The 26,071-nt window shown below is 71.0% G+C and carries 20 protein-coding genes, 2 pseudogenes and 2 CRISPR repeat arrays; of the genes and pseudogenes, 12 read left to right on the top strand and 10 right to left on the bottom strand.

What is annotated here, in order from left to right:
• Window positions 1-42: 42 nt before the first annotated feature.
• Window positions 43-1,419, bottom strand: a complete 1,377-nt coding sequence (gltX, locus tag G3I42_RS24795; protein ID WP_239096656.1) for a glutamate--tRNA ligase — start codon at window positions 1,417-1,419, stop codon at window positions 43-45.
• Window positions 1,420-1,558: 139 nt separating this feature from the next.
• Window positions 1,559-1,726 (bottom strand): hypothetical protein, encoded by a 168-nt coding sequence (locus tag G3I42_RS24790; RefSeq protein WP_158677779.1) that lies wholly within the window; start codon window positions 1,724-1,726, stop codon window positions 1,559-1,561.
• Between the two features lie 91 nt (window positions 1,727-1,817).
• On the opposite strand from G3I42_RS24790, the gene G3I42_RS24785 reads away from it, so the two are divergent.
• Window positions 1,818-2,720, top strand: a complete 903-nt coding sequence (locus tag G3I42_RS24785; RefSeq protein WP_164289437.1) for an LLM class flavin-dependent oxidoreductase — start codon at window positions 1,818-1,820, stop codon at window positions 2,718-2,720.
• Between the two features lie 107 nt (window positions 2,721-2,827).
• Window positions 2,828-5,038: a CRISPR direct-repeat array (repeat unit 30 nt; unit sequence GTTGCTACCCCCGCTGGGGGCGATGAGGAC).
• 181 nt (window positions 5,039-5,219) lie between these two features.
• Here the strand turns inward: G3I42_RS24785 and cas2 are convergent.
• Genes cas2 through G3I42_RS24770 form a run of 3 tightly spaced genes read right to left on the bottom strand, consistent with a single transcriptional unit; the run spans window position 5,220 to window position 6,975 of the window.
• Window positions 5,220-5,483 (bottom strand): CRISPR-associated endonuclease Cas2, encoded by a 264-nt coding sequence (cas2, locus tag G3I42_RS24780; RefSeq protein WP_164289435.1) that lies wholly within the window; start codon window positions 5,481-5,483, stop codon window positions 5,220-5,222.
• A 9-nt stretch (window positions 5,484-5,492) separates the two neighbouring features.
• The gene (cas1, locus tag G3I42_RS24775; protein WP_164289433.1) at window positions 5,493-6,473 is read right to left on the bottom strand and encodes a CRISPR-associated endonuclease Cas1; all 981 of its coding nucleotides are present in this window, start codon (window positions 6,471-6,473) and stop codon (window positions 5,493-5,495) included.
• A 4-nt stretch (window positions 6,474-6,477) separates the two neighbouring features.
• Complete coding sequence (locus G3I42_RS24770; RefSeq protein WP_343244653.1) at window positions 6,478-6,975, bottom strand: CRISPR-associated protein Cas4; 498 nt, start codon at window positions 6,973-6,975, stop codon at window positions 6,478-6,480.
• A gap of 141 nt (window positions 6,976-7,116) precedes the next feature.
• Here G3I42_RS24770 and G3I42_RS38290 point away from each other — a divergent pair, with 141 nt between their 5' ends.
• The 6 genes from G3I42_RS38290 (at window position 7,117) to cas3 (ending at window position 14,159) form a co-directional block, all read left to right on the top strand.
• Window positions 7,117-7,245, top strand: coding sequence for a hypothetical protein (locus G3I42_RS38290; RefSeq protein WP_275405292.1), 129 nt, complete (start codon window positions 7,117-7,119; stop codon window positions 7,243-7,245).
• A 381-nt stretch (window positions 7,246-7,626) separates the two neighbouring features.
• Window positions 7,627-8,370 (top strand): CRISPR-associated endoribonuclease Cas6, encoded by a 744-nt coding sequence (locus G3I42_RS24765; protein ID WP_164289431.1) that lies wholly within the window; start codon window positions 7,627-7,629, stop codon window positions 8,368-8,370.
• A complete protein-coding gene (locus tag G3I42_RS24760) occupies window positions 8,363-9,820 on the top strand; it encodes a hypothetical protein (RefSeq protein WP_164289429.1) in 1,458 nt (485 codons plus the stop codon). Before G3I42_RS24765 ends, G3I42_RS24760 begins: the two co-directional genes overlap by 8 nt.
• Before the next feature lie 10 nt (window positions 9,821-9,830).
• Window positions 9,831-10,889 (top strand): type I-B CRISPR-associated protein Cas7/Cst2/DevR, encoded by a 1,059-nt coding sequence (gene cas7i / locus G3I42_RS24755; protein ID WP_164289427.1) that lies wholly within the window; start codon window positions 9,831-9,833, stop codon window positions 10,887-10,889.
• A gap of 90 nt (window positions 10,890-10,979) precedes the next feature.
• Entirely contained in the window at window positions 10,980-11,678 is a 699-nt protein-coding gene (gene cas5 / locus G3I42_RS24750; protein WP_164289425.1) for a CRISPR-associated protein Cas5, read from the top strand.
• Between the two features lie 27 nt (window positions 11,679-11,705).
• Window positions 11,706-14,159, top strand: a complete 2,454-nt coding sequence (gene cas3, locus G3I42_RS24745) for a CRISPR-associated helicase Cas3' (RefSeq protein WP_164289423.1) — start codon at window positions 11,706-11,708, stop codon at window positions 14,157-14,159.
• A 131-nt stretch (window positions 14,160-14,290) separates the two neighbouring features.
• Window positions 14,291-15,905: a CRISPR direct-repeat array (repeat unit 30 nt; unit sequence GTCCTCATCGCCCCCAGCGGGGGTCACAAC).
• A 142-nt stretch (window positions 15,906-16,047) separates the two neighbouring features.
• On the opposite strand, the gene G3I42_RS24740 is transcribed toward cas3, so the two are convergent.
• The 5 genes and pseudogenes from G3I42_RS24740 to G3I42_RS24720 all read right to left on the bottom strand — a co-directional run.
• Window positions 16,048-16,296 (bottom strand): LLM class flavin-dependent oxidoreductase, encoded by a 249-nt coding sequence (locus G3I42_RS24740; protein WP_164289421.1) that lies wholly within the window; start codon window positions 16,294-16,296, stop codon window positions 16,048-16,050.
• 128 nt (window positions 16,297-16,424) lie between these two features.
• A complete protein-coding gene (locus tag G3I42_RS24735; RefSeq protein ID WP_203607283.1) occupies window positions 16,425-17,330 on the bottom strand; it encodes a bifunctional 5,10-methylenetetrahydrofolate dehydrogenase/5,10-methenyltetrahydrofolate cyclohydrolase in 906 nt (301 codons plus the stop codon).
• Window positions 17,331-17,423: 93 nt separating this feature from the next.
• Window positions 17,424-18,053, bottom strand: a complete 630-nt coding sequence (locus G3I42_RS24730) for a cyclodeaminase/cyclohydrolase family protein (protein WP_164289466.1) — start codon at window positions 18,051-18,053, stop codon at window positions 17,424-17,426.
• A gap of 117 nt (window positions 18,054-18,170) precedes the next feature.
• Window positions 18,171-18,748: pseudogene (locus G3I42_RS24725) on the bottom strand (RNA 2'-phosphotransferase).
• A 341-nt stretch (window positions 18,749-19,089) separates the two neighbouring features.
• A pseudogene (locus tag G3I42_RS24720) lies at window positions 19,090-19,944 on the bottom strand (alpha/beta fold hydrolase); the annotation flags it as partial.
• A 451-nt stretch (window positions 19,945-20,395) separates the two neighbouring features.
• On the opposite strand from G3I42_RS24720, the gene G3I42_RS24715 reads away from it, so the two are divergent.
• From G3I42_RS24715 to G3I42_RS24695, 5 genes are all read left to right on the top strand, one after another.
• A complete protein-coding gene (locus G3I42_RS24715; RefSeq protein WP_164289465.1) occupies window positions 20,396-21,448 on the top strand; it encodes an ABC transporter ATP-binding protein in 1,053 nt (350 codons plus the stop codon).
• The gene (locus G3I42_RS24710; protein WP_164289417.1) at window positions 21,445-22,332 is read left to right on the top strand and encodes an ABC transporter permease; all 888 of its coding nucleotides are present in this window, start codon (window positions 21,445-21,447) and stop codon (window positions 22,330-22,332) included. Before G3I42_RS24715 ends, G3I42_RS24710 begins: the two co-directional genes overlap by 4 nt.
• Window positions 22,329-23,240: an ABC transporter ATP-binding protein gene (locus tag G3I42_RS24705; RefSeq protein WP_164289415.1), complete on the top strand. Its 912-nt coding sequence runs from the start codon at window positions 22,329-22,331 to the stop codon at window positions 23,238-23,240. Before G3I42_RS24710 ends, G3I42_RS24705 begins: the two co-directional genes overlap by 4 nt.
• Window positions 23,241-23,258: 18 nt before the next feature.
• Entirely contained in the window at window positions 23,259-23,984 is a 726-nt protein-coding gene (locus G3I42_RS24700) for an ABC transporter permease subunit (RefSeq protein WP_164289413.1), read from the top strand.
• Window positions 23,985-25,023: 1,039 nt separating this feature from the next.
• A complete protein-coding gene (locus tag G3I42_RS24695; protein ID WP_164289410.1) occupies window positions 25,024-25,224 on the top strand; it encodes a hypothetical protein in 201 nt (66 codons plus the stop codon).
• The last annotated feature ends 847 nt before the right edge of the window (window positions 25,225-26,071 follow it).

Genomic DNA, 26,071 nt, shown 5'->3' with positions numbered 1-26,071 from the left:
CGAGGCGCGTACGGCTACGCCTGCGCGGCGACGTTCGTACGGCTACGCCTGCGCGGCGGCCAGATTTTCGGCCGCCGCGTCCAGGCGGGCGAGCACGCCCTCGCGGCCGAGCAGCTCCATGGACTCGAAGAGCGGGAGCCCGATGGTGCGCCCGGTGACGGCGACGCGGATCGGGGCCTGGGCCTTGCCGAGCTTGAGCCCGTGCTTCTCGCCCACGGCGAGCACGACGGCCTTCAGCTCGTCCGCCTTCCAGTCCGCGAGCGCGGCCAACTCGGCGCGCGCGCCGGTCAGGATGTCAGCGGCGCCCGGCTTCATCGCCTTGTTCCACGACGCCTCGTCCTCGACCGGCTCGTCGAGGAACAGGAAGTCCACGTTGTTGGTGATCTCCGACAGCACGGCCACCCGCGTCTGCGCCAGCGGAGCGGCGGCCTCGAAGACGTCCTTGTCGAAAGCCTCCGGGCGCCACGGCGCGTACGGGGCGACGAGCCACGGGGCGCACGCGGCGGCGAACTGCTCCGGCGACAGCGCGCGGATGTAGTCCCCGTTGAACGCCGTCAGCTTCTTCACGTCAAAGAAGGCGGGCGCGGTGTTGACGTCCTCGATCCGGAAGAGCCGCTCCAGCTCCTCGTACGGCATGATCTCCCGGTCCCCGCCGGGGCCCCAGCCGAGCAGCATGAGGTAGTTGACCATCGCCTCGGGCAGGAAGCCCTCGGCGAGGTAGTCCTCCAGCGCGACCTTGTCGCGGCGCTTGGAGAGCTTCTGCCGCTTCTCGTTCACGATCACCGGCAGGTGCGCCCACGTCGGCGGCTGCGCCCCCAGCGCCTCCCACAGCAACTGCTGCTTCGGCGTGTTCGAGAGGTGCTCCTCACCGCGGATGACCATCGTGATGCCCTCGTCGAGGTCGTCCACGACGTTGGCGATCAGGAAGACAGGTGACCCGTCCCCGCGCGCGATCACGAAGTCCTCGATGGCGCTGTTGGGGAAGGCCGGCTCCCCGCGCACGAGGTCGACCACGACGGTCTCCCCCTCGTCGGGCGTCCGGAACCGCAGCGCCCGCCCCTCCTCGTACTGCAACCCACGGTCCCGGCAGAAGCCGTCGTACCCGAGGTGCTCGGAGCCCGTCCGCTCCTTCAACTGCTCCCGCGTGCAGTCGCAGTAGTACGCGCGCCCCTCGGCGAAGAGCCGCAGCCCCGCCTCCCGGTGCCGCTCCGCGTTCTGCGACTGGAAGTACGGCCCCTCGAAGGCCGGGTCCTCCCCGTGAATCCCGATCGCCGCGAGCGCGCTCACGATCCCGTCGATCCACTCCGGCTTGTTCCGCGCCGCGTCCGTGTCCTCGATCCGCAGGACGAACGTCCCCCCGGACTGTCGCGCCACGGCCCAGTTGTAGAGCGCGGACCGCGCCCCACCAACGTGAAACATCCCCGTGGGGGAAGGGGCGAAACGGACACGGAGCGGGGTAGTGGACATGGGAGCCAGGGTACCGAGCCGGGGGTGTGGGCGTGGACCGTCGCGGGTTTTGCGGAGGGCGGGCTTCGGTGGTGTGGGTGCGCCGGGGCCTTCAGGAGAGGAAGGTGAGGACAGAGACCACGGCGGTGAGGAAGCGGCCCCGGACCCGGTGCTTGCGCGAGCAGTACCGCCGGGTGAACCAGCGGCCGGTCTGCTTGACGGGCGCCCCGCAGTAGCAGGTCTGCGGCTCCCGTATCCGCTCGATCTCGATCCATCCCATGACCGCACTGTAGCCAGCCGCTGTACGGGGCCGCCCCCGCGCGCGAGCCGTGGAGCTGGCACGATCCGGCTCCCGGCGTAGGCTCGGCCGCATGAGCATGCGCCTGAGCACCGTGATCCTCCCTGTCGACCGCTGGCACGAGGGAGGCCGCGCGAAGTGGCAGCGCGCGGAAGAGCTCGGCTTCCACACGGCGTACACCTACGACCACCTCTCGTGGCGCACCTTCCGCGACGGCCCCTGGTTCGGCGCCCTGCCCACCCTCACCGCCGCCGCCACCGCCACGGAGCGCCTGCGCTTGGGCACCCTCGTCACGTCACCAAACTTCCGCCACCCCGTGACGCTCGCCAAGGAACTGATCTCGCTCGACGACATCTCCGGCGGCCGGGTCACCCTCGGCATCGGAGCGGGCGGCAACGGCTTCGACGCCACGGCGCTCGGCCAGGAGCCCTGGACACCGAAGGAGCGCGCCGACCGCTTCGGCGAGTTCGTGCCGCTGCTCGACCGCCTGCTCACCGAGGACGCGGTGACGGACCGGGGCACGTTCTACTCGGCCGAGGAGGCCCGCAACATCCCCGGCTGCGTCCAGCGCCCCCGCCTGCCCTTCGCGGTCGCGGCAACCGGCCCACGCGGCCTGAAGCTGGCAGCCCGCTACGGCCAGGCATGGGTCACGACCGGCGACCCGAAGCTCTACGAGGAGGGCACACCGGAGCAGTCGCTGGAGGCCCTCCGCAGCCAGATCGCCCGCCTCGGCGCGGCGTGCGAGGCCGCAGGCCGCGACATCGCCGCCCTCGACAAGATCCTCCTCCACGGCTTCACCCCCGACCGCAACGGACCGCTGGCCTCGCTCGACGCGTTCGTCGACTTCGCGGGCCGCCACCAAGAACTCGGCTTCACGGAGATCGCGATCCACTGGCCGATCCCGGACTCGGACTTCGCCGTGGACCAGACGGTCTTCGAGCGGATCGCTACGGAGGCGCTCGCTCAGCTGAAGTGATCATGGCCGTGATGGCCCCCTTCCGCGGGACCCTCGATGGTTGCAACGCCCGCTGGGGGGCGGTGAGGACTCGACCTCGGCGAGGAAGCTCGCTGGGTCGTGGCGGGGTTGCTGCCCCGCTGGGGGTTATGAGGACAGCGGACCGTCCGGGGTGGGAAAAGACAGCTGGCTGGTTGCTACCCCCGCTGGGGGCGATGAGGACCGGCGGGGAGCAGTCATCGCAGCGGCTCCCCCGGCGGTTGCTACCCCCGCTGGGGGCGATGAGGACTGCGCGGCGCCTGGCAGGCGCGCGCCGACGCGCTCGTGTTGCCACCCCCGCTGGGGGCGATGAGGACTTCGTGCGACGCGCTGCGATACGGGGTGCGTACGACGTTGCCACCCCCGCTGGGGGCGATGAGGACTTCGTGCGACGCGCTGCGATACGGGGTGCGTACGACGTTGCCACCCCCGCTGGGGGCGATGAGGACTGCAGGGTGGAGAGGTGCGGTCCTGCTGCCCCCGCTGTTGCCACCCCCGCTGGGGCGATGAGGACTGCTGGATGTCGTCGCGGACGTCGGTGAGCTGGTCCTGTTGCCACTCCCGCTGGGGGCGATGAGGACCGCTGTCGACATCACCCCGCGCCTGTGCATCTGGACGTTGCTACCCCCGCTGGGGGCGATGAGGACCGCGGCCCGGTCGGGCCACTGCTTCCAGTGCAGGTGTTGCTACCCCCGCTGGGGGCGATGAGGACCCGGGCTTGATGCCGCGCGTGTAGGTCGTGCTGATCGTGTTGCTACCCCCGCTGGGGGCGATGAGGACCGCGCGACGCCTCGGTACGCGGTCCTGTCGAAGACCATGTTGCTACCCCCGCTGGGGGCGATGAGGACCCTCGTGGACCGGGCCCGGATGCTCGCCGAGCAAGCGGAGTTGCTACCCCCGCTGGGGCGATGAGGACCCCCGGCGGGCGAGGGGGCACCTCGTGACCAGTAGCAGTTGCTACCCCCGCTGGGGGCGATGAGGACCCCCGCCAACCCCGGCTCGGGCAGCAAACCGGCCTAGTTGCTACCCCCGCTGGGGGCGATGAGGACCGTGAACGCCCCGTCCAGCTTCCCGACGAACATCCGTTGCTACCCCCGCTGGGGGCGATGAGGACCCGCGCCTACACCGCCGCGGTCACCCGCGTGAACATGTTGCTACCCCCGCTGGGGGCGATGATGACCCGATCAGTACCTCGTCTACACCGGCGGTCTCCTCTTGTTGCTACCCCCGCTGGGGGCGATGAGGACCCCTGCGGCCGTGGGCCGGCCCGGCTACCTCCAGGTGTTGCTACCCCCGCTGGGGGCGATGAGGACCCCGATGACCCGCTCGGCGTGCGCGTCGAGCTGCTGCTGTTGCTACCCCCGCTGGGGGCGATGAGGACTCCGGGCCCCACTCGCGCGAGCCCGCGCGCAGCTCGCGTTGCTACCCCCGCTGGGGGCGATGAGGACCTGGTGGGGTTTGGAGGGCCGAAGAGAGCCCCGCCGGAGTTGCTACCCCCGCTGGGGGCGATGAGGACGGCCGGCCGCCGGACAGTGAGTCGCGCGGTATCTCCTGTTGCTACCCCCGCTGGGGGCGATGAGGACGGGTGGATCACGCAGGAGGGCGGGACCCTCGGCGTGTTGCTACCCCCGCTGGGGGCGATGAGGACCCGCTTCTTCGTGGCCCGCTCCGCGAAGGCTTTCTGGTTGCTACCCCCGCTGGGGGCGATGAGGACAGGCCCGCTGTGGCAACCGAGACCCTGACCCTCACGTTGCTACCCCCGCTGGGGGCGATGAGGACTCCGCCTCGCCCGGCCCCGGCACGCCGCAGCGGCGTTGCTACCCCCGCTGGGGGCGATGAGGACGCTGCGGCCTCCGGCCGGTCCCACCGACCGCCCACGCCGTTGCTACCCCCGCTGGGGGCGATGAGGACGGTTCCTCCGCAGGATGTCCCGGAGGAGCTCCCCGTGTCGTTGCTACCCCCGCTGGGGGCGATGAGGACGCGTCTTCGGCGCGGTCTTCGGCGTCGAGGACGCACGTTGCTACCCCCGCTGGGGGCGATGAGGACGGCGCTGACCGAGGTGGCCGAGCGCTCCCCCGTACCCGTGGCGATGAGGACGCTGCGGCCTCCGGCCGGTCCCACCGACCGCCCACGCCGTTGCTACCCCCGCTGGGGGCGATGAGGACGGTTCCTCCGCAGGATGTCCCGGAGGAGCTCCCCGTGTCGTTGCTACCCCCGCTGGGGGCGATGAGGACGCGTCTTCGGCGCGGTCTTCGGCGTCGAGGACGCACGTTGCTACCCCCGCTGGGGGCGATGAGGACGCCCAGAGTAAAGCCGCTGGTCCGAGGCTCCAGCGGAGGGCGATACATGCTCTGTTTTTCAGCAGACCGTCGGTTGCGTTCTCCGGCCCGGTGCGCCGCTGAAATCGAGGTCGGCCGGTGTTCCGAAAGTCGCCCTCCACGCTTGCGCTCCACCCAAGAAGCCAAGGCTCCACGACGCCCGTCACAGCACGTCCGTGGGCTCGGGCTCGGTGGCGCCCCAGGCGTGGCGGACGGGACTGGTGCCCGGGGGGAACGTGTAGACGATCACGTTGTCGTAGGTCAGGTCGAGAACCGTCTCGACGGCTGCTTGGAAGGCTCGAAGTTGTGCGGGGGTGAGCTGGCCCTCGAAGACGCTGCGTTGGGTGTGGTGCAGGTATTTGCGGCAGGTGCGCAGGATGCGGGAGTTGCGTTCGGCGGCGGTGTCGTAGACGACGATGACGTGCATGGACCGAGGTCACCACCAGATGCGGAAGGGCTTGTAGGGAGTGCCTTCGAGGCAGTGGCGGGTGAGAGCGAGAGCGTCGAAGTAGAGCAGTTCGTCGTAGGCGACGGGTCTGCCGAGGGCACGGTGCATGACCGTGACGGCGAATTCGTCCCGGACCGTCTGGACGACGAGTTTGCGGCCGGTGTCGCTGAGCATGGCCTGGTTGGTGTCGGTGTCGAAGTGGTGGGGCTTGAGCTGGTTGCGCGAGGCCATGCGCAGCAGGAGGCGTTCGGCGAACAGCGGCTTGAACATCTCCGAGAGGTCAAGGACAAGGGAGTGGCGCTGGCGCTCCATGCTGCTGTGGAGGAAGGCGATACCGGTGTGCAGCGGCGTGAGCCGCAGCGCACTGAGGGTGCGGGCGTAGGTGATGCCGTTGACGTAACTGATGAAGGCGTTCCCGGCGTTCTTCGGCGGGCGGCGGCTGCGGCCTGCCAATTGAAGCCAGTCGGGAAGCCGGGTGTCGAGAACTTCCCATGCGGAGCGACGGAAGGTTCCTTCGGCGCCCATGAGTTCGGCGGAGGAGGTGGCGGCTCGCGTCGATTCCTGAAGGACGTTGTAGGGGCGAGCGAGGAGCTTGCGGTCCAAGACGCGCCGCACATTGAAGGCGGTGGCTTCCACGAGGGCGCGCGCGACGCCCAGGGCACGGGCGGGGTCCTCCGCAAGGCGGGCTTGGGCGAGAACGGTGCTTCCGGAGGTGCTGGTGTCCGAGGTGAGGAGGGAGCCGGCGTAGTCGCCGTAGTAGGAGAGGAGGTGGACGCTGATCCGGTGGCGGTTCAGGAGGGACACGACGGCGGTGTTGAGATCGGTTTCCGCGCAGGCGACGATGTCGCGGACATCGGTGACGGGGATGTGGACAGGGGCCGCACTTTCCCGCTCGATGACCAGGGACTGATCTTGGCGGCGGATGCGGCATGGGCTCGTGAGCCAGTAGGTGCGCGAGGCGGCGGGCACGGGGTCACTCCGTCCAGCAGTAGTCGGTGAAGCTGCATCCCCGGCACCCGGAGCGCGACAGGCGGGCGGGGGACTGCGGCGCGCGAGCGACGGCGAGAGCTTCGGCGATGTCCGCTTCGGCCCGGTCAGCGGCGTCCGTGTCGTAGCGATGGCGCTGGGTACGTCGCGTCGCCGGGTAGTGCAGGATCGCTCCTTCGGCTGCGATGCCGAGCCGGTGCAGCCGGTGGCAGTAGTGCCGGCCCTGGGCCTCGTCGGCGGGGGTCGGGCGGCGTGAGGACTTGACCTCGTGAACCCAGCGGTGGCCGTCCATGAAGTCGATGCGTGCGGCACCGAGGTCGACGGGACTGTCACGGGTGTAGGTGGTGTCGTGGACGACTTCGCCGAGTTGGACGGCGGCGCTCAGCGCTTCGGGGCGAATGCCGCGTACGTACAGCCAGAGTTGGCGAGGGCAGTGGTAGAGGTACTTGATGTGGACGCCGTCGATGTCGTCGTAGGTGATCACAGCCTGGCTCCTTCAAAGCCACTACCAGGGACGAGGCCGGGGCGAAGGCGGAGCCGGCGGCTGCGCCGGAACGCCGGGCGGGCGTGAGGGTGGGACGAGGAAAACGGCGGCAGAGCCGGGATACGCACGGAGACTCCCGCGATGTTGGGTGACGAGTACCAGCACGTCCAGGAGACCGGAGTGCTGTTTGCTGCATCAACCCTGAGCAGGGACAAGGCACCGCTGATGTACGGCACGGACGACGGGCCGTACCGATGGGTGCGCGCCTGAGCGGCGAAGGAGTCCCCTTAGAGGGGCAATGAGGCCGACCTTACAACGGTACGCAGCACAAAGTCAGACATTTGCGAACCCCATCCGCCGCGCTGAGGTGCGGTCAGGAGGGGAGATGCGGCCAGCCTAGCGCTGCGTCCGGCCGTCCGGATCGGAGCGCGGCAACTACTTCCGCCGCGCCTTACAGCACGAACTCCCGTCGTGTCTAACTTTCCGGTGAAATCCCTTTTTCCTATGACCTGTTGGATACGTTCAGTCTTACTTCGGGTTCGAGCCCGAGCCGCCCGTCTTGGTGCCGACCCTGGCAGGCGGTACTGACAATCCCGGGTCACGTGTCTGTGACCTGCGGTGACGCTGCTCATGAGGGAAGGGGGCCGGGTGATGCGCCTGCGGATCGAGTTCCACACGTCAGCCCGGAAGTTGCCGTGGCCGGACGTGTTGGCTCCGGGGCGTGCGGTGTCGTACGCCTTGCTGGAGCGAGGAGCACCGGCGTTGGGTGCCCGGCTGCACCGGAGCGGCCATGGTCCGTACGGGATGGTGCCGTTCGGCTACAGCGCTCCGGTGTTCCCGGCGGCGCGGCGGCGGCGTGGCGTCTACGTCGCCGAGGGCCCCGGCATCGTCGAGCTGGGCAGCCCGCTCATCGAGGTGGTCGAGGGGTGGGCCGCGGCTCTGAATCCGCTGCCCGTGCTTGCTTGGGGGGCCACTGCCTTCATCGTGGACCGGGTGTCCGTAGTGGAGGAGCCGGCCTTCCCGTCCGGGCGGGCGGTGTTCCGCACCGTGACACCGGTGGTCACCAAGGTGGTACTGCCGCGCGAGGAGCGAGGCGATCTGGGTGGTACGCCGTGGAGGCTTCCCGGAGAACCCGAGTGGGACGTCCAGATTCAGGGCAACTTGCGCCGCAAGGCGCAGTCGCTCGGCCTGGACCCCGAGGTGACGTTGGAACGGGTCAACTGGGTCGGCCCCAAGAGGTCGTTCGCGGTGACCGGGGTGTCCGGCAGGGGCGGGAAGAAGCCCGGGGCCTGTGTGGAGGTCGTCGTGACGGGCGCCCCGCAGACGCTCGCGGCCATCCAGGACTTCGGCCTAGGCCAGGCGAACTCCACGGGGATGGGGTGGATCGGTGCCTGAGCACGACGAAGTACTGGACGTGGCCGTCGAGGTCCCGGCAGCCCCCTCCACGCCGGTGTTGCTGACGGCGAGCCCGCTCCAGCGGATCGGCGCCTTCGCGCTCGCCGACAAGGCGGGGGCCGCCTCGCCCGGAGAGGTCACCTCCGAAGCTCTGGTGGCGGTCGTCGCCGGTATGACGGACGACCTGCTCCGGACATCCGACCTGGCGAAGGCGTCCGACCCCGGCGGATTCTGGCTCAGCGCGAGCTACCTGTTGTGGCCCAACTCGAAGATCAACCCGTCTTCGCGCGGCCGGCTCAGCCCGGCTGAGCGCCGCGCGCGGATCGAGGACTGGCGTTCCGGGGACGCGGCGTCGCGGAGGCTCGGTGTGCCGTGTGCGTACTGCGGGAGGGAGGCGTGCGACTGGTTCGGGAAGGTCGACATCCCCCTCGGAGCCAGTGTCGAGCACCGCAACACCACGGCGCCCGGGCAGCAGGGGACTCCGCTGTGCTTCTCGTGCGTGGCCTGCCTGTGGGCCTTTCCCTACGGCGCCCGCCTGGCGGGCGGCCGGGCGATGGCGGTCCACTCCTGGGACGACTCCTTCCTGGCCTGGAGCGTGCAGTCGGCCGTGCGGCGGACGCAGCAGGACGCGGCGGTCAGCGCGGCGCAGAAGGACGTCAAACCCGGTCCGTACGAGCGGGAACTTTCGGTCCTGAAGGCGGTGCGGGGTTACGGCCACCGCATCACGGCGCCGGTCGAGCTCATCGTGCTGTCCAACTCCAACAAAGAACAGCTGCTGGTCACACAGGAGATGAGCGAGCCGATCGCCGTCTGGCTGCGGTCGACGGTACGGCGCAGCGAGCGTGCGAAGGGCTACCCCGTGCTGGTGGCGACTCAGGCGGCCAGGCAGGTGCCCGGTGAGGCGTTCCTGGCCAAGCGGTTGTTCTCCCGCCCCGGTCAGGTCCTGGTGAGGGCGGTGACATACCTGCTGGAACGGACGGCAGCGGCTCGGGGCGTGATCCCTCCCGAGGCGGTGTGCCTCGGCCCGATCCTGCATTCCTACTGCGAAGAGGTACTGAACATGGACGAGAAGGATGTCGAGCGAATCCGGCCCTTGGCCGGCCGGCTGGCCTCGGTGCTGGGCCGGGACAGCCGCCCGGGGCCGCTCCGCGGCTTCATCCGCGCCAACAGCCGGGGCGGCAACCTCCACGGGTGGTTCCGCACCAAGGCGGTGGAGTGGCAACTCTTCCCCCACGAAGGCAGCGCACCACTGCTGTTCCCGGTGCACGACTACCTCCTGCTCTTCGAGGACGAGCGCTCCTGGGCCTGGCGTCGTTTGTTGACCTTCGCGGTGCTGGAGGCGTTGGCCGAGGCCGGGTGGAAGCCGGAGGGCTCGGAGGAGGAGCTGGACGAGTTCAGCTCCGAGGTGGCCGACTCTGCGGCCCACGACAGTGACACCAACGAGGGATGAGGGATCGACGATGACGTTCCTTTCGGGACAGAGCGTGCTGGCCGTCAAGGCCGGTGCTCCCAACAACGGCCGTGGTGAGGACAACCGCGGCATGGTCAAGCAGTTCCGGGCCGGCAGCGACGTCTACCCGTACGTCTCGGCGCAGGCGAGCCGCCGGTGGCTGCGCGAGAGCCTGCCCGCCGGAGAGGCGACCTCGCCCGTCACCCGCAGTGGTCAGGGCAAGAAGCAGCAGGCGTACACCAAGGGCCGCCCCGACCTGTACCTGGACGACGACCTCTTCGGCTACATGATCGCGGTGAAGGCCGACGAGGCGGGTGCGAAGAAGGGGGAGTCGAAGACATTCATGCGCGACACCGTCCTCGCCACGGGCACCTTGGTCGCCGTCGTCCCCAACGCTCCGGTGATGGACTTCGGGACGATGAGCCGCGACTTCGGGCCCGGCACCAATCCCGTCATCCACGAGCACGAGATGTACAGCGCGGACCTCGCCGGCGATCTCCTGCTGGACCTGCCCCGCGTCGGGAGCTTCGAGATCGGCGGGAGGACCACCAAGTCCGCGCTGCCCCCGTCGACGGCCGCAGCTGTCGTGGAGTCTGGGGGGACGGAGGTCGTCCTCCGAGGCGTGGAGTGCGTGCGTCTGCCGCTCGCCGAGCGCCGCCGCCGGGTGGCGGTCCTGCTGCGCACCATGGCCACGGTACGAGGTGGGGCGAAGCACTCCGCGCACTACGGCGACCGAACCCCCGGCCTGGTCATCCTGGCGCCGGTGAAGGGCGGCACCAACCCCTTCACGCGGGTGGTGCGCAACCGTGAGCGCGCCACCTTCTTCGACGCGGATGTCCTCATCGAGGAAATCCGGGCTTGGCAGGACAAACTCGACGGAACGGTCCGCATCGGCTGGGCTCCCGGGTTCCTCGGCGGTCAGCGCGACAAGGCCCGCAAGGACCTCGCCGAGCTGATCGAGGAGGGCGTGGTCCTCATCGATCACCCGCGCACCGTTCTCGGCACCCTCGCCGCCGAGATCGAGAACGGTGACCACGACGCCTGGTTCGACGACGAGCCCGTCGCCTGACCTGCCACGTAGTCCCGAGCGCTGTGCCGCTTGATCGCCCCTCGAAGGGGACACCCCGCCGCCCGATCACCCTGTGAGGGAAGCGCCTCCATGCCCGAAGCCCTCGAAGTCACCGTCACCGCACCCGTCGTCAGCTTCCGCAACCCCCTCTACGCCGGTCTTCAGATCGGCCTGCCCTGCCCACCGCCCTCGACCGCCGGTGGTCTCCTCGCCGCAGCAGCCGGCGGCTGGGACCGCGTCCCTGCCAGCACACGGTTCGCCATGGCCTTCCACGCCGCAGGCAACGGGGTGGACTTGGAGACCTACCACCCCCTTGCCGCGCCTGGTATCGAGACCAACACGACGATCAAGGACCGCGACTTCCTCGCCCTCGTCACCCTCACCATCTGGCTCACGGACCAGCCCGACGAGCCGCACGCCACCCCCTCCGGTGAGAGGTCCGCTGCCATCGACCACTGGGAGCGAGCGCTGCGCCGCCCAGCCTGGCCGCTGCGCCTGGGCCGCAGCCAGGACCTCGTCGCCGTCCGCACCGCTCGCGTCGAGCTCGCTCCGGGGACCGGGCGGCAGGGATACGCGATCATCCCGGACACCCAGCCCGGCGCCACCGGCACCCGGATGCGCCTGACCACCGCCATCGCCCACCAGCGTGACCGCACCCGCTGGGACGGCTACCGCTACCACCGCGAGGGATCACAGGCCCCTCTCGCCGACGTGCTGACCACCGCCGAGGGCCAGGCCGTCGTCCTGCTGCCCTCCACTCACCCCGACCAACTGGCGACCGCCGCCTGATCATCGAACAAACAGGGGGGACACCCCGTGACCAGCACCCCACCACTTCGCGCGAAGAGCGCCACCGTTCGCGGACGCCCCGGCGAGCTCCTGACCACCCACCTGGGCCTCACCGCGCGCGCCGCACAACGGATCCAGGCCAGGATCGGCACCATCCCCGGCACGCCCACCGATTTCTGGACCTGGGTCGCTCTCGCCGCGCTCCTCCACGACACCGGCAAGATCCCCTACGGCTTCCAGCGCATGGTCGGTAACACGTCGGACGAGGCCGTCTCTTGGGGCGAGCGGCACGAGATTCTGTCCCTCGGCTTCGTCGAACACCTTTTGTCGCACCTGCCCGACGACGACCGCCTGTGGATTGCTGCCGTCGTGGCCGGCCACCACCGCCCTTACACGGGCGTGAACGCTCCCCGGGTACTCCTCGCCCAGTTGTCCGACGACACCGCCGACGACTTCCACGAACGGTTCTCCCGGATCGACCCCGAGCAGCTCCTTCGGCTGCTCCGTTGGTTGCGTGGCACCGCCCGCCGCCTCGATCTGCCCGTCCTCCCCGACCTTCCCGAGATCAGCGTCCGGGACCTCACGGATGCCGCGTTCGACGTCTTCTCGCGCCTGATGGACCGCTGGGAACGCCCCGTTCTCCCCGCCGTCGATGCGCAACTCGTCGGCCGCACGGCCACCCTGCTCCTCGGTGCTGTCACCATGGCCGACCACCTTTCGTCCGCCCACTCGCCGCTCGACACGCATCACCCGCTCACCTCCGGCTATCCCGAGGCGCTGGCCGAACGCCTCGCCGTCGGCGGTCACGCCTTGCGGCCCCAGCAGGCCGAGGCCGCAGATACGAGTGGCCACCTCCTGCTGCGCTCCTGGACCGGGAGCGGCAAGACCGAAGCCGTCCTGTTGTGGGCCCGGCGCCAGATCACCGAACTCGGCACCCTGCACAGCTGTGTTCCGCGCGTCTTCTACGTCCTGCCGTACCTCGCCAGCATCAACGCCATGACCGAACGTCTGGAGAAGGAACTCGACGCCCGCGACCGCATCGGCGTCGCCCACTCGAAGGCCGCTTCGTACCACCTCGCGCAAGCCCTGAAGGACGGCTGTCCCACGGACGACGGCCTCGGCGAACCGGCCCTGCGCGACGACGACGCGGAAACAGCCGATGCTGCCGTCAAGGCCCATTCCCGCGCCCAGGCGACCCGCAACTTCCGCGAGCTTTTCCGCGTCGGTACGCCGTACCAGCTCCTGCGCGGCGCGCTCGCCGGCCCCGTCCACTCCGGCATCCTCACCGACAGCGTCAACTCCGTCTTCGTCCTCGACGAGCTTCACGCCTACGACGCCCGCCGACTCGGCATGATCCTGGCCGCGATGCGCTTCTGGCACGAGACCGGCGGCCGTATCGCCGTCATGTCCGCCACCCTGCCCACCCGCCTCGCCGAACTCGTCACCGAAACCCTCGACGGACAGACCACCCTCGTCGAGCCCCCACCTGTTACGACGGCGCCCGCCCGGCACCGCCTCCACCTGCGCGACGACCACCTCACCAGCGAGGCCGCCCTCGCCGAGATCCGTACGGCACTCGACGCCGGGCAATCCGTCTTGGTCGTCGCCAACAACGTCCGCGACGCCATCACCCTCTACGAGACTCTCGCGCCTCATTGCGTCGGCCTGCACGGTGAAGGCTCCGCATACCTCCTCCACTCCCGCTTCCGCCGGATGGACCGCGACACCATCGAGACGTCCCTGCGGCAGCGGTTCGCCGCAGGCCACGCCCAGCGTCTCCCCGGCCTCCTGGTCGGCACGCAGGCCCTGGAGGTCTCGCTCGACCTCGACCTCGACCTCTGTCACACCTCAGCTGCCGACCTCGAAGCACTCCTCCAACGGTTCGGCCGCGTCAACCGCCTTGCCGCCCGCCCCCCAGCACCAGTCATCGTCCACGCCTCTGCCTACGGCCCCCGTCGAGGCACCGGGACCGCCGAATGGGCCGACGGCGTCTACGAGGCCGACCCCACCCGCCTCGCCTGGAACATCCTCACCCGCCATGACGGCCAGACCATCGACGAACAGCAGGTCACCGCCTGGCTCGACGAGATCTACACCTCCGACTGGGGCGACCGCTGGTGTGCCGCTACCCAGGCCGCCCGCGAGGTGTTCCACAACGCGTTCCTGACCTTCACCCAGCCCTTCGAGGACCGCACCGGCCTCGCCGAAGCCTTCGACCGCCAGTTCGACGGCATCGAAGCCGTGCTCCAGGAGGACCTCGCGGAATACGAGAAGCTGCTGACGACTGCCGATACGCGCAGCACCGGCCGTCTCCAAGCCGATCGTTACCTTGTCCCTCTCCCGCAATGGGCCGCCTCGGCTGCCCGCTTCGACAAGCGCCTTGGCGTCCACATCCTCAACGCCGACTACGACCCCGAACTCGGCCTCGTGTCGATCAACCACGACACGCGGCGCACCTACCAGGCAGGCGAAGTCCTCTGAAGGCCGACGCGGCTCTCCCCGCAGGGGAATTTCAGCGCCACGCCGGACTCGGCAGCACAACCGCCGGTCCGCTGAAAAATCGGCCCCGACAGACCATGACGGACATCGGTCTGCCTGCGGCTTTACCGTGGGTCCTCATCGCCCCCAGCGGGGGTCACAACTCCGGGTTCGAGCGACCCTGTCCACACTCCCTGCTAACGTCCTCATCGCCCCCAGCGGGGGTCACAACAGCTGGTGCGGGTGGTGGTGGCCGAGCGGGTCGCGTGGTCCTCATCGCCCCCAGCGGGGGTCACAACTGAGTGAAACGACGCTGGCTGTGCACGCTGCACGCGAGTCCTCATCGCCCCCAGCGGGGGTCACAACGCCTCGGTCCCTGGCGAGGTGCTGATACTGCCGGTGTCCTCATCGCCCCCAGCGGGGGTCACAACATGAGGTAGGGGGTCCCCTCGGGCTTTGCGGTTTCCCGGGTCCTCATCGCCCCCAGCGGGGGTCACAACCGCCCGTCCCCCGCCGTCACCCGTTCTCCCGCGAGGTCCTCATCGCCCCCAGCGGGGGTCACAACCGGCAAGAACCGGATGGACCTGCGCATGGTCCTGCACGTCCTCATCGCCCCCAGCGGGGGTCACAACCTCTCGTCGTCAAGGAGTTGCCGCTCCGCCTGACCCAGTCCGCATCGCCCCCAGCGGGGGTCACAACCCGAAGCACTCCTCGTAGAGCACGACGACCGGCTTGCGCGTCCTCATCGCCCCCAGCGGGGGTCACAACAGGTCTCCGACCACCGTGACCTCCCCATCCAGCGCGTCCTCATCGCCCCCAGCGGGGGTCACAACCCCGGCGCCGGAACGTTCGATGCGGTCGTCGCCCGGGGTCCTCATCGCCCCCAGCGGGGGTCACAACCCTTCATGACGGGCGACCACGGGACGGCGACCCGCTGTCCTCATCGCCCCCAGCGGGGGTCACAACCGGACCTGGAGCGCGTGCAGCGCGTCCAGGAGGCGGTCCTCATCGCCCCCAGCGGGGGTCACAACACGACGGCGCCCGCGTGCGCCGGGTGGGCGCCGAGGAGTCCTCATCGCCCCCAGCGGGGGTCACAACATGGGCCAGGCGGCAGGGTCCGCGCGCAGCGTCCAGTCCTCATCGCTCCCAGCGGGGGTCACAACGTCGCGAGCACGCCATCGAGCCGCGAGTCGCCGTAGTCCTCATCGCCCCCAGCGGGGGGTCACAACATGACCGCGTGGGTGACGCCGATCCATGCGAGCGCGAGTCCTCATCGCCCCAGCGGGGTCACAACTACGGGGCCGTGAAGGCCGGAGCGGGCCCGAGGCGGGTCCTCATCGCCCCCAGCGGCGGTCTCAACATGTCGCGCATCGCGTCCTCGGACGGCAGCAGCCGCGTCCTCATCGCCCCCAGCGGAAGTCGCAACATGACCTGAAGCGGGTGGTACGAGGGCCTCAAGGGGGTCCTCATCGCTCCCAGTGGGGGTCGCAACCAGCGGGACGGCATCAGCAGCATCCGCGTCCGCCGTCCTCATTGCCTCCAGTGGGGGTCGCAACCGGAGGTCAATGCCGGAACGGGACTCCAGCCAGGCGGATCCTCATCGCCCCCAGCGGGGGTCGCAACAGCGCGTACAGCACAAGGACGCGGTCGAAGGGCCGCGTCCTCATCGTTCCCAAAGGGGGTCGCGACTACTCGCTGGTGGTGTCGGCGTCGAGCGAGAACGAGTCCTCATCTCCTCTGGGGAGGGTCGCAACCCGGACCGCTACCGCGACGGTGCCCGTGACCGCCATGTCCTCAACGGCGTCGGCCGACATCGCAACTGTCCGGGAAAACCGTCACCGAGCGAGGCCCGAACGCCCTCGTGGACTGAGACATCCTCCATTTCCGCAGCTCACCCCGTGATGGGTGAACAAGCCTTGACCGACGTGACGAGGGTCCCCAGGCGGAGGTGGGTGGTGGCCGTGGCGGCGGCGGTCAGGGTGGGGAGGGCGCCGAACCAGGGGCCGTCGCGGAAGGTGCGCCAGGAGAGGTGGTCGTAGGTGTACGCGGCGTGAAAGCCGAGTTCCTCGGCGCGCACCCACTGGGCGCGACCCCCTTGCGACCAGCGGTTCACGGGGAGAATCACAGTGCTCAGACGCATGCGACGACTCTACGAGGCAGGTCGGGCGTCCGGCCGCAGGCCCCGTGGGAAGCCGTTCCGACGCTCCTCCGGGGCCGCCCGCCGCCGCGATGTTTCACGTGAAACATCCCCGAATGCCCCGTCCGCCCTCACCCCCGCAGGCCCTCCCCGATCCCCGCTCCCTGCGCCGCCCGCACCACGTGCGCCAGCAGCACCGCCGTCGTCACCGGGCCCACGCCACCGGGGACGGGGCTGAGCGCTCCGGCGATGCGCGCCGCGCCACGGTCGACGTCACCCGTGAGGCCGCCGTCGGGGGTCGGGTTGGTGCCGACGTCGATGACGATCGCGCCCGGGCGGACGTGCTCCGCCGTGATCAGCCCCGGCTGACCGGCGGCGGCGATCAGGACATCCGCCTCGCGGGTCACCGACGGCAGGTCACGCGTGCGCGAGTGGCACACCGTCACGGTCGCGTCGCGCGCGAGGAGCAGTTGCGCGAGCGGTTTGCCGACGACCGTGGAGCGCCCCACGACCACCGTGCGCGCCCCGCGCAGCGGGACCTCGTAGTGGTCGAGCAGTGTGATCACGGCCTCGGCGGTCGCGGGGGCGAAGGCCGCGAGGCCGGCGGTGAGACGGCCCAGCGACAGCGGGTTCGCACCGTCGACGTCCTTCGCCGTCGGCACCGCCTCGGCGAGCGCTCGCGCGTCGACGCCCGCAGGCAGCGGGGTCTGGAGGATCACGCCGTGCACGGTGGCGTCCTCGCCGAGGCGGCGCAGTGCGTCCCGTACCTCCTCCGTGCTCGCCTTCGGACCGAGGTGCACGACCTCGTGGAGCAGCCCGGACTTCTCGGCGGCGGAGACGAGGGAGCGTACGTACCAGGCGCTCGACTCGTCGTCGGTCGCGGTCACGACGGCGAGCTTCGGCGCCCTCCCGGCCTTGCGCGCGGCCTCGACCGCGGCGCGCGTCCCGTCGCGCAGCGAGGCGGCGAGCGCCTTCCCCGGCAGCGGGCGCGCGGCTTCGCCGCTCTCGGTACCGGTCGGGTTCAGCGAAGCGTTCATGGGGCTCCTCGGTACGGGGCGGGAGGGGGCGGTGCGGGTACGCGCGGGGCTGGCGCGGGCGAGGGCGTCGGGTATGTACGGGAAGCGGCCCGCTCAGGACCTCAGCCGGTCCCGCACCTCCGCGGTGACCGCTTCGGCGCGGGCGAGGAGGGGATCGGTACGGCCCAGCGTCGCGGTGAGCCGCTCACGGGCCTCCGCGTCCTTGATGCCGCCGAGGTTGATCTCGACGTTGACGCGCGCGGTGCTCGCGGCGGCGCGCGCGGCCTCGGCCGCGGCGGCGACGTCGGTGACGACGTTCGGGTTGCCGACCGGCAGCAGCTCCTCCGTGAGGCTGACGATCCGCTCCGCGAGGGACAGGAGCGCGGCCGGGGGAGTCGCCGCGCCGAGCAGCGCCGCCGCGATGGCGCCGGAGCGGGCGGACTTCTCCTCGGGCGTGTTCTTCGGCAGCCGGTAGGCGTCCGTCACGGCGGTGAAGGCGGCGGCGTCCTCGTCGGCGAGGGTCAGCGCGCGTTCGCGCAGGTCATCGGCCTCGGTGGTGATCTCGGCGAGGCGTTCGGCGTGCGCGGCGTACTTCGGGCCCGTCGAGTAGCGCGCCACCATCGCGACGAGCGCCGCGCCCTGCGCCGCGTGCACGGCCGCCGCCGCGCCGCCGCCGGGGGCCGGCTCGCGCGCGGCGAGCCGGCCGAGGTAGGCGTCGAGCGGCGTGGTGCGCACGGCGGACACGGGTGTGGGGGCGTGGGTTCCTGGCGACTCGCTCATGCGGCGATTCTCCCGTGCGGGCGGCTGCTTCGGGCGCTTTACGGCCCGTTTCGGCGGTGCCTGGCGCGGGCTGACAGCCGTTCAGTTTTTTCGCGTGTCGGGGAAATGCACGTACTGCGGCGGTACGTGCGCGGTGAGCCAGACGCCGTTGCCCGAGCGCAGGAAGACGGTCCGTCCTCGTGCAACTGCCCCGACCGCACCGTGAGGAGGACGGGCCTGCCGCGCCGCGCGCCGACCCGCCGCGCGGTCTCGCGGTCCGCGGTGAGGTGCACGTGGTGCCGCGTCATGGGCCGCAGCCCTTCGGTGCGGATCGCGGCGAGCGCGGCGGGCTGGGTGCCGTGGAAGAGGTACTGCGGCGGCGCGAGCGGTACGAGACCGAGGTCGACGGGGACCGAGTGGCCCTGCTGTGCGCGGATGCGGTCGCCTTCCACGGCGAAGCGGCGCTTGTCGTTGCCCGCGACGACGCGTGCGAGGTCCGCGCGCGTGGCGGGCAGTCCGTGGCGTGCCGCGGCGTCCAGGAGGGGGCCGATGTCGGTCCATCCGGCCTGGTCGAGCGTGATGCCGAGGCGGTCCGGCGCGTGGCGCAGGTGGCGGGAGAGGAAGCGGGAGAGGGCGACGAGGCGCCGGTCGAGGGGCGCGGCGAGAGCGTCCTCGGACACGGCCTCGGCCGCGTGACCAACTCTGGCAGGACTCGGCGATTCGTTCGAGGCGCGGCTTTCTCTCATGCGTATCAGCTGACCATCGGATCAGTAAGATCGCACCGCGTTTTTACCTCACTCGTATGGCTGAACAGGTTTGATCCACAAGCAACTCGACTTATCCACAGGCTTATTGGCCGAGCTGTGGATAAGTGGCGTGCTATTTGCGGCAATTGCCCAATTATGCGCGTGTGGCGCGCAGTTGCGTGACATGCCATCAACGCAGTGCGCACAGACCGGGCTTGACCTGGCCGCCTTGCCGCACCTCAGTCCTCGCCCTCTCCCAACTCCTCCCGGTCCGCGACGAAGTCGGCGATCCATCCGGCCAGCAGCTCAGGCCGCGAGCGCGGCAGCCAGTGCTTGGCCGGAACGGCGCGGCGGCGCAGCCCGCGCGGGGTCCAGTCGCCGACCTTGTCGTAGAGGTACGGGGAGAGGAACGCGTCGCGCGTCGGGATCACGAGCTGCACGGGGACGTGGGCGAAGGCGTCCGGACGCGGCCTGCGCAGCCGGGGAAGGATGTTGTCGCGGTAGAGCCACGCGCCGTTCGCGGCGTCGGAGGGGAGCGAGGCGGTCGGGTACGTGGTCGAGGTGAGCTTCTCGGCGCGGCGCAGCACGCTCGGCCAGGCCCGGCCGAGCGGCCCCCGCCAGGCGAGTTCGGGCAGGCGGGGCAGGTGGAGGGCGCCGATGTACCAGGACTTGAGGCCCTGGTCGACGAGCTGGAGCAGCCCCTCGGGACTCGGGTGCCTGCCGCGCCGCGCGTACCAGTGACCGAGGTGGTCGAGCGAGGGCCCGGAGATCGACGTGAACGAGGCGATCCTGCCCTGCGTACGGCCCACGGTGGCGAACTCCCAGCCCTGCACCGAGCCCCAGTCGTGGCCGACCAGATGCACGGGCCGCGTGGGGCTCACCGCGTGCGCGACGGCGAGGAAGTCGTCGGTGAGCTTCGGCAGCGTGAATCCGCCGCGCAGGGGCAGCGGCGCGCTCGAACCGCCGTGCCCGCGCACGTCGTACGTGACGACGTGGAAGCGGTCCGCGAGGAACTCCGCGACCTCCTCCCACACCTCCTGCGAGTCCGGGTAGCCGTGGACGAGCAGCACGGTGGGCCGCGCCGCGTCCCCGCGTTCCAGGACCCGCAGCCGCACGCCGCCGGTCTCCACCCAGCTCTCGCGCGGGCCCTCGGCCGGCGCTGAGGGCGTGGAAGGCGCTGAGGGCGCTGAGGGGGCGCCCGTACGGTCGCCGTCGTCGCCCGTCGCCGCCGTACCGGCCGCCGCCTCGCCGTCCCGCCCCGTACCGTCTTGCGCTCGTCGCTCCGGCACCCTGCCCCCTGGTCCGTCCGGCGGACCCGTGCGGGTCCGGCTCCGGGGACGACCGTCGCAACCCCGTGCCGTCCGCGTCAAGCCCCGGATGTTACCCAGGGAAACCTCGGGAGAGCTGCGGAAACCTTCCGGCACCTGTGCCGCAGCGGTGAAACCGCAGGCCGGAGCGGTCGCCTCCGCCCCGCGCCGCGGTGACCCCTAAGGGTTCCCGTAGTACCCGAGAGGGACCCGAAGACCAATCCACAGGTTGACGACGCGTGTGGTCCGGGCCACTAGCGTCTTTCTCGTGACTGTGATCGCGACCGAAAGCCTGAGCAAGCGGTACCCCAAGGTGACCGCACTCGACCGGCTCACCGTGGAGATCGGGCCCGGGGTGACCGGGCTCGTCGGCTCCAACGGAGCCGGCAAATCCACCCTGATCAAGATCCTCCTCGGCCTCTCCCCGGCCACCGAGGGTCGTGCCGCCGTGCTCGGACTCGATGTCGCGAGTCAGGGCGGCGAGATCCGCCGCCGCGTCGGCTACATGCCGGAGCACGACTGCCTGCCACCCGATGTGTCGGCGACCGAGTTCGTCGTCCACATGGCGCGCATGGCCGGGCTCCCCGCCACCGCCGCGCGCGAGCGCACGGCCGACACCTTGCGCCACGTCGGCCTCTACGAGGAGCGCTACCGCCCCATGGGCGGCTACTCGACGGGCATGAAGCAGCGCGTCAAGCTCGCGCAGGCCCTCGTGCACGATCCCGAGCTGGTCTTCCTCGACGAGCCGACCAACGGCCTCGACCCGGTCGGCAGGGACGACATGCTCGGCCTCATCCGCCGTGTGCACGCCGACTTCGGCATCTCCGTCCTCGTCACCTCGCACCTGCTCGGCGAGCTGGAGCGCACGTGCGACCACGTCGTCGTGATCGACGGCGGCACCCTGCTGCGCTCCAGCTCCACGAGCGACTTCACGCAGACCACGACGACCCTGGCCGTCGAAGTCACCGACTCCGACGCACACCCGGACGGTACGGCGGCCCTGCGCGAAGCCCTGCTCGCCGCGGGGGTCGCCCTCGACAAGGGGCCCGCCGAACAGGGCCTGCCGGGCGCCGGCCACATCCTCCTCCTGGAGGCCGCGGGCGAGCGGACGTACGACCTCGTCCGCGACACCGTCGCCGACCTCGGTCTCGGCCTCGTCCGCATGGAACAGCGCCGCCACCACATCGCCGAGGTCTTCCGCTCCGAAGCGCCCGCCACCACCGCCGTGCCCGGGCGCGGCACCGCCACACTGCCGCAGCCCACCGGCTCGTCCCCGTCCCCCGCCGCACCCGCCGGCCCGTCCCCGCAGGAGGTGCGGAACCGATGACAAGCCCCGCCGGGTCCTCGACGATCCACGACATCGGCTACCGCCACTACGACGGCCCGCGCCTGGGCCGCACCGCCATCCGCCGCGCGCTCTACGTACAGTCCCTGCGCGGCAGCTTCGGCCTGGGCCGCGCGGCGAAGTCCAAGGTGCTGCCCGCCCTGCTCTTCGGCGTCATGGTCCTCGTCGCGGGCATCCTCGCGGCCGTCACCATCGCGGCGAAGCTCAAGGACCTGCCGCTCGACTACACGCGGTACGCGATCGTCATGCAGGCGGTCGTCGGCCTCTTCCTCGCCGCCCAGGCGCCCCAGGCCGTCTCGCACGACCTGCGGTTCAGGACGATGCCCCTCTACTTCTCCCGCCCCCTGGAGCCCGCGGACTACGTCCGGGCGAAGTTCGCGGCGACGGCGACCGCGCTCTTCATCCTCACCGGCACCCCGCTGCTGGTGATGTACATCGGGGCGCTCCTCGCCAAATTCGATGTCGCGGAGCACACCAAGGGCTTCGCACAGGGACTGGTCTCCGTGGCGCTCCTCTCGCTCCTCTTCGCCGGTATCGGGCTCGTCGTCTCCGCCGTCACCCCACGCCGCGGCTTCGGTGTCGCCGCCGTCATCGCCGTCTTCACCATCAGCTACGGCGCGGTGAGCACCCTCCAGGGCATCGCCTACACGCAGAGCAGCGGCAGCGCCGTCTCCTGGCTCGGGCTCTTCTCGCCCATCACGCTCATCGACGGAGTGCAGTCCGCCTTCCTCGGCGCTTCCCCGGCCTGGCCGGGCGGGCAGGACGTCTCGGCCGCGCGGGGCCTCGTCTTCCTGCTCCTGGTGCTCGGCCTCGTCGCCGGCTGCTACTCGCTCCTGCTGCGCCGCTACCGAAAGGCCGTGCTGTGACCACCCTCCACCTCGACCACACCTCGCGCTGGTTCGGCAACGTGGTCGCCGTCAACGACGTCTCGATGACCGTCGGCCCCGGCGTCACCGGGCTGCTCGGGCCCAACGGAGCGGGGAAATCGACCCTCATCAACATGATGGCGGGCTTCCTCGCCCCCTCGGGCGGCACCGTGACCCTCGACGGCACGCCGATCTGGCGCAACGAGGAGAGCTACCGGGCGATCGGTCTCGTCCCCGAGCGCGAGGGCATGTACGACTTCCTCACGGGCCGCGAATTCGTCGTCGCCAACGCCGAGTTGCACGGGCTCGACGACAAGGCCGCCGCGAAGGCACTCGCCACGGTCGAGATGGAGTACGCGCAGGACCGCAAGATCTCCACGTACAGCAAGGGGATGCGCCAGCGCGTCAAGATGGCGTCGGCGCTCGTCCACGAGCCGTCCGTGCTGCTGCTCGACGAGCCCTTCAACGGGATGGACCCACGCCAGCGGATGCAGCTCATGGACCTGCTCCGGCGCATGGGTGACGAGGGCAGGACCGTGCTCTTCTCCTCGCACATCCTGGAGGAGGTCGAGCAACTCGCCTCGCACATCGAGGTGATCGTGGCGGGGCGGCACGCGGCGAGCGGCGACTTCCGCCGTATCCGCCGGCTCATGACCGACCGCCCGCACCGCTACCTCGTGCGCTCCAGCGACGACCGGGCACTCGCCGCCGCGCTCATCGCCGACCCGTCGACCGCCGGTATCGAGGTCGACCTCAAGGAGGACGCGCTGCTCGTGCAGGCCGTGGACTTCGCCCGCTTCACCGCACTGCTCCCGCAGGTCGCCCGCGGGGGCAACATCCGCCTGCTCACCGTCTCGCCGTCCGACGAGTCGCTGGAATCCGTCTTCTCCTACCTCGTCGCGGCCTAGCGGGCCGGAAGGAGTCCGATGTACCACCCCACCGTCGCCCGGCTCACCTACCGGGCACTGCTCGGCCGTCGCCGCGCGCTCATCCTCTTCGCCCTGCCCGTTCTCCTCCTCGTCATCGCCGTCTTCACCCGTGTCCTCGCGGGCGCGGACGACAACACGGCGGGCGAGGTCCTCGGAGGCTTCGCGCTCGCCACGATGGTCCCGATCATCGGGGTCATCGCGGGAACGGGCGCGATCGGCCCGGAGATCGACGACGGCTCCGTGCTCTACCTGCTCGCCAAGCCGGTGAAGCGGCCGACGATCATCTTCACGAAGCTGATCGTCGCGATCGCCGTGACCATGGCCTTCGCCGCGGTGCCCACGCTCATCGCCGGTTTCATCCTCAACGGCAATGGACAGAACATCGCCGTCGCCTACACCGTCGCCGCGCTCGTCGCCTCCATCGCCTATGCGGCCATCTTCCTCCTCCTCGGCACGATCACGCGGCATGCCGTGATCGCGGGGCTCGTCTACGCGCTGGTCTGGGAGGCCCTCTTCGGCTCCTTCGTCGCCGGGGCGCGGACACTCAGCGTGCAGCAGTGGGCGCTCGCGCTCGCCGAGAAGGTCGTGGGACGACCAGACCTGGTCAGCTCGGACGTGAGCCTGCCGGTGGGCATCGTGCTCTTGGTCGCGGTGACGGTGCTGGCCACGTGGTACGCGGGGCAGAAGCTGCGCAGCCTGAAGCTGGCGGCGGGGGAGGAGTAGCGGGGAGCGGGGGCCCGAGGACTCGGGGGCCTGGGGAATCAGGGACGGGGGCTTCGGCGGGACCGGCGGTGGGGCTCCGGGGGCGTCGTGCGGAGCTGCGTCGGGGGGCCGGGGGCCTTGCGCTGGGGCTTTGACGGGGCTCGGGCGGAGGTGGCGGCCGGGTGGGGCCGGCGCTGGGGCTCCGGCTGAGGGGCGCGTGGTCCTCGCGCGGGGTGTCGGTGGGGTTCCGGGGTCCTCGCGCGGGGCGTCGGTGGGTCCCCGGCCCGCGCGCTGAAGCTTCGGCGGGGTCCTCTGGTCCTCGCGCTGGGGCTTCGGCTTCGGCCGGGCTCGCGGGGGATTCCGGCGGGGCTCGGGCGGAGGTGTGGCCGGGCGGGTCCTCGGTGGGTTCCGTGCCGGGGTTCCGGGCGTGGCTCGCGCTGGGTCCGGCCAGGCTTGCGCGAGGTCCGGCATGGCTCGTGCCGTCTTCCTGCGAGGGCGTCCGTCGCCTCACGCCGTTCTGACGCCGACCGCGCGACACTGGAAGGGAAGGGACGGATCGGCATGAAGCGTGCCTACTGCATGCATCGGTTTCTTATCGTGCCGAATCCGTCCGGACGAGCCGCCGCCGGTTCCCCGACCGTGAGGAGCGGAACCCATGACCGGACATGACACCCCACCCCCGGAAGAGCCCGACCCCTCGGCCCGCCGCGAGGCGGCGCCCGGCGGGGGTGCGGGTACGGGTTCCGGCGCGGAGGAGGAGGCCGCTGACCCGCGTACGGGGTCGGGTGGCCGCTCGGGGCCGGGCGCCGGCTCCGGAGGGGGCGCTGACTCCGGAGGGGGCGCCGAAAGCGGGGGAGCCGGGGCTGGTGAGGCCGGGCCCGATGCGGCGGCGAGCGGTGAAACCGGGAGCGGTGAGAACCGGACCGGTGAAGACCGGACTGGTGAGCCTCGGACCGGTGAGCCGCCTCGGGCTGGTGAGTCCGGGAACGGTGAGGCGCAAGTCGGTGGCGGGGGAGCGGAAGGCGGGGCGGGGGCGGGCGAGAGCGGGGACTGGGACGACGTGGAGCTCGACATGGACTTCATTCGTGCCGCCGATACGGCGGAGCCGTCGGCGCGGGCGCGGATGCTCGCCGCCCGTTGGCGCGCGGAGGGTGGTCCGCCCTCGCCGCAGCCCTGGCGTTCGGACGAGCCCCCGGCGGGCTGGTTCTTCAGCCGCTCCCGGCGGGCGCGGAGACGGAGGAAGCGGCGCGGGGACGACTGAGCGGGGCGGGAAAACGCTCTCCGCCGCACCGGACTTCGGGCCGTGCCCCGCGCGGTCGCGGAGGTTCTTCGACCGGGGAGGGGAAGCGGCCGAAACGTAATAGAAAAGACCTGGCGCGGGCGGGCGGGGGCGGGCACAGTTGTGCATGCCGGACCCCTCACCCGAGTCCGGTCTCCACGGGGAGTGGAACGTGGCGCGGACCTCCGCGTCCCCCACGCTCCCGAAAGGGCGGACCCTCGCGTCCGAGCAGCTCCGGAGTCGACCACCTCCGCTCCGTCGAGCTCCGCGCGACCCGCCCGGGGCGGTCTATGGTGCGCTTGTCGCCCTGGGCCGCCCACCCCCTGGGGTTGACCCGTACGCCACACCCGCCCGCGGCGTACGGGTGTGCCCAAAATCGCCCGTGACCACGGTGGCCGCTGCGGCGATGGCACCACTCGCCGCGCTGTTCCGGACAACAAGGGCGGCCAGCAGGGGCACGCGTGAGAGCACGCGTCTGGGGCGCCTCATGGCCGAGGGCCGGGGAGTTGCCCGGCCGCCCGCCGGGCGACGCCGGGAAGGTCACGGCAAGCCCAGGCGGCCCCCGCGATGAGCGTCGGCTCGGCGATCGCAAACGATCCCGCTCCGACCACCAGCGGCGCCGCAGCGACCATCAGCGGCCGGGCTGCTCCGCTGCCCTGCCCCCTTCGCGGATGGCTCAACGGGCCGGCCCGCTACCCCTCCCGGAGCTCGCGGCCCACGCGCCTCACCCAGCAGCCGTAGTCGTGCGGCGCACCCGTACGAAACGCCTACGCGGCGCGCGCTCGCCCGCGCCCGGCTCGCCCGCGCCCGGCCCCCGCCCAAAGCGCCC

The organism is Streptomyces sp. SID11385, assembly GCF_010548245.1.
GTDB lineage: Bacteria > Actinomycetota > Actinomycetes > Streptomycetales > Streptomycetaceae > Streptomyces.
This window is presented reverse-complemented; position numbering and strand designations above follow the sequence as displayed.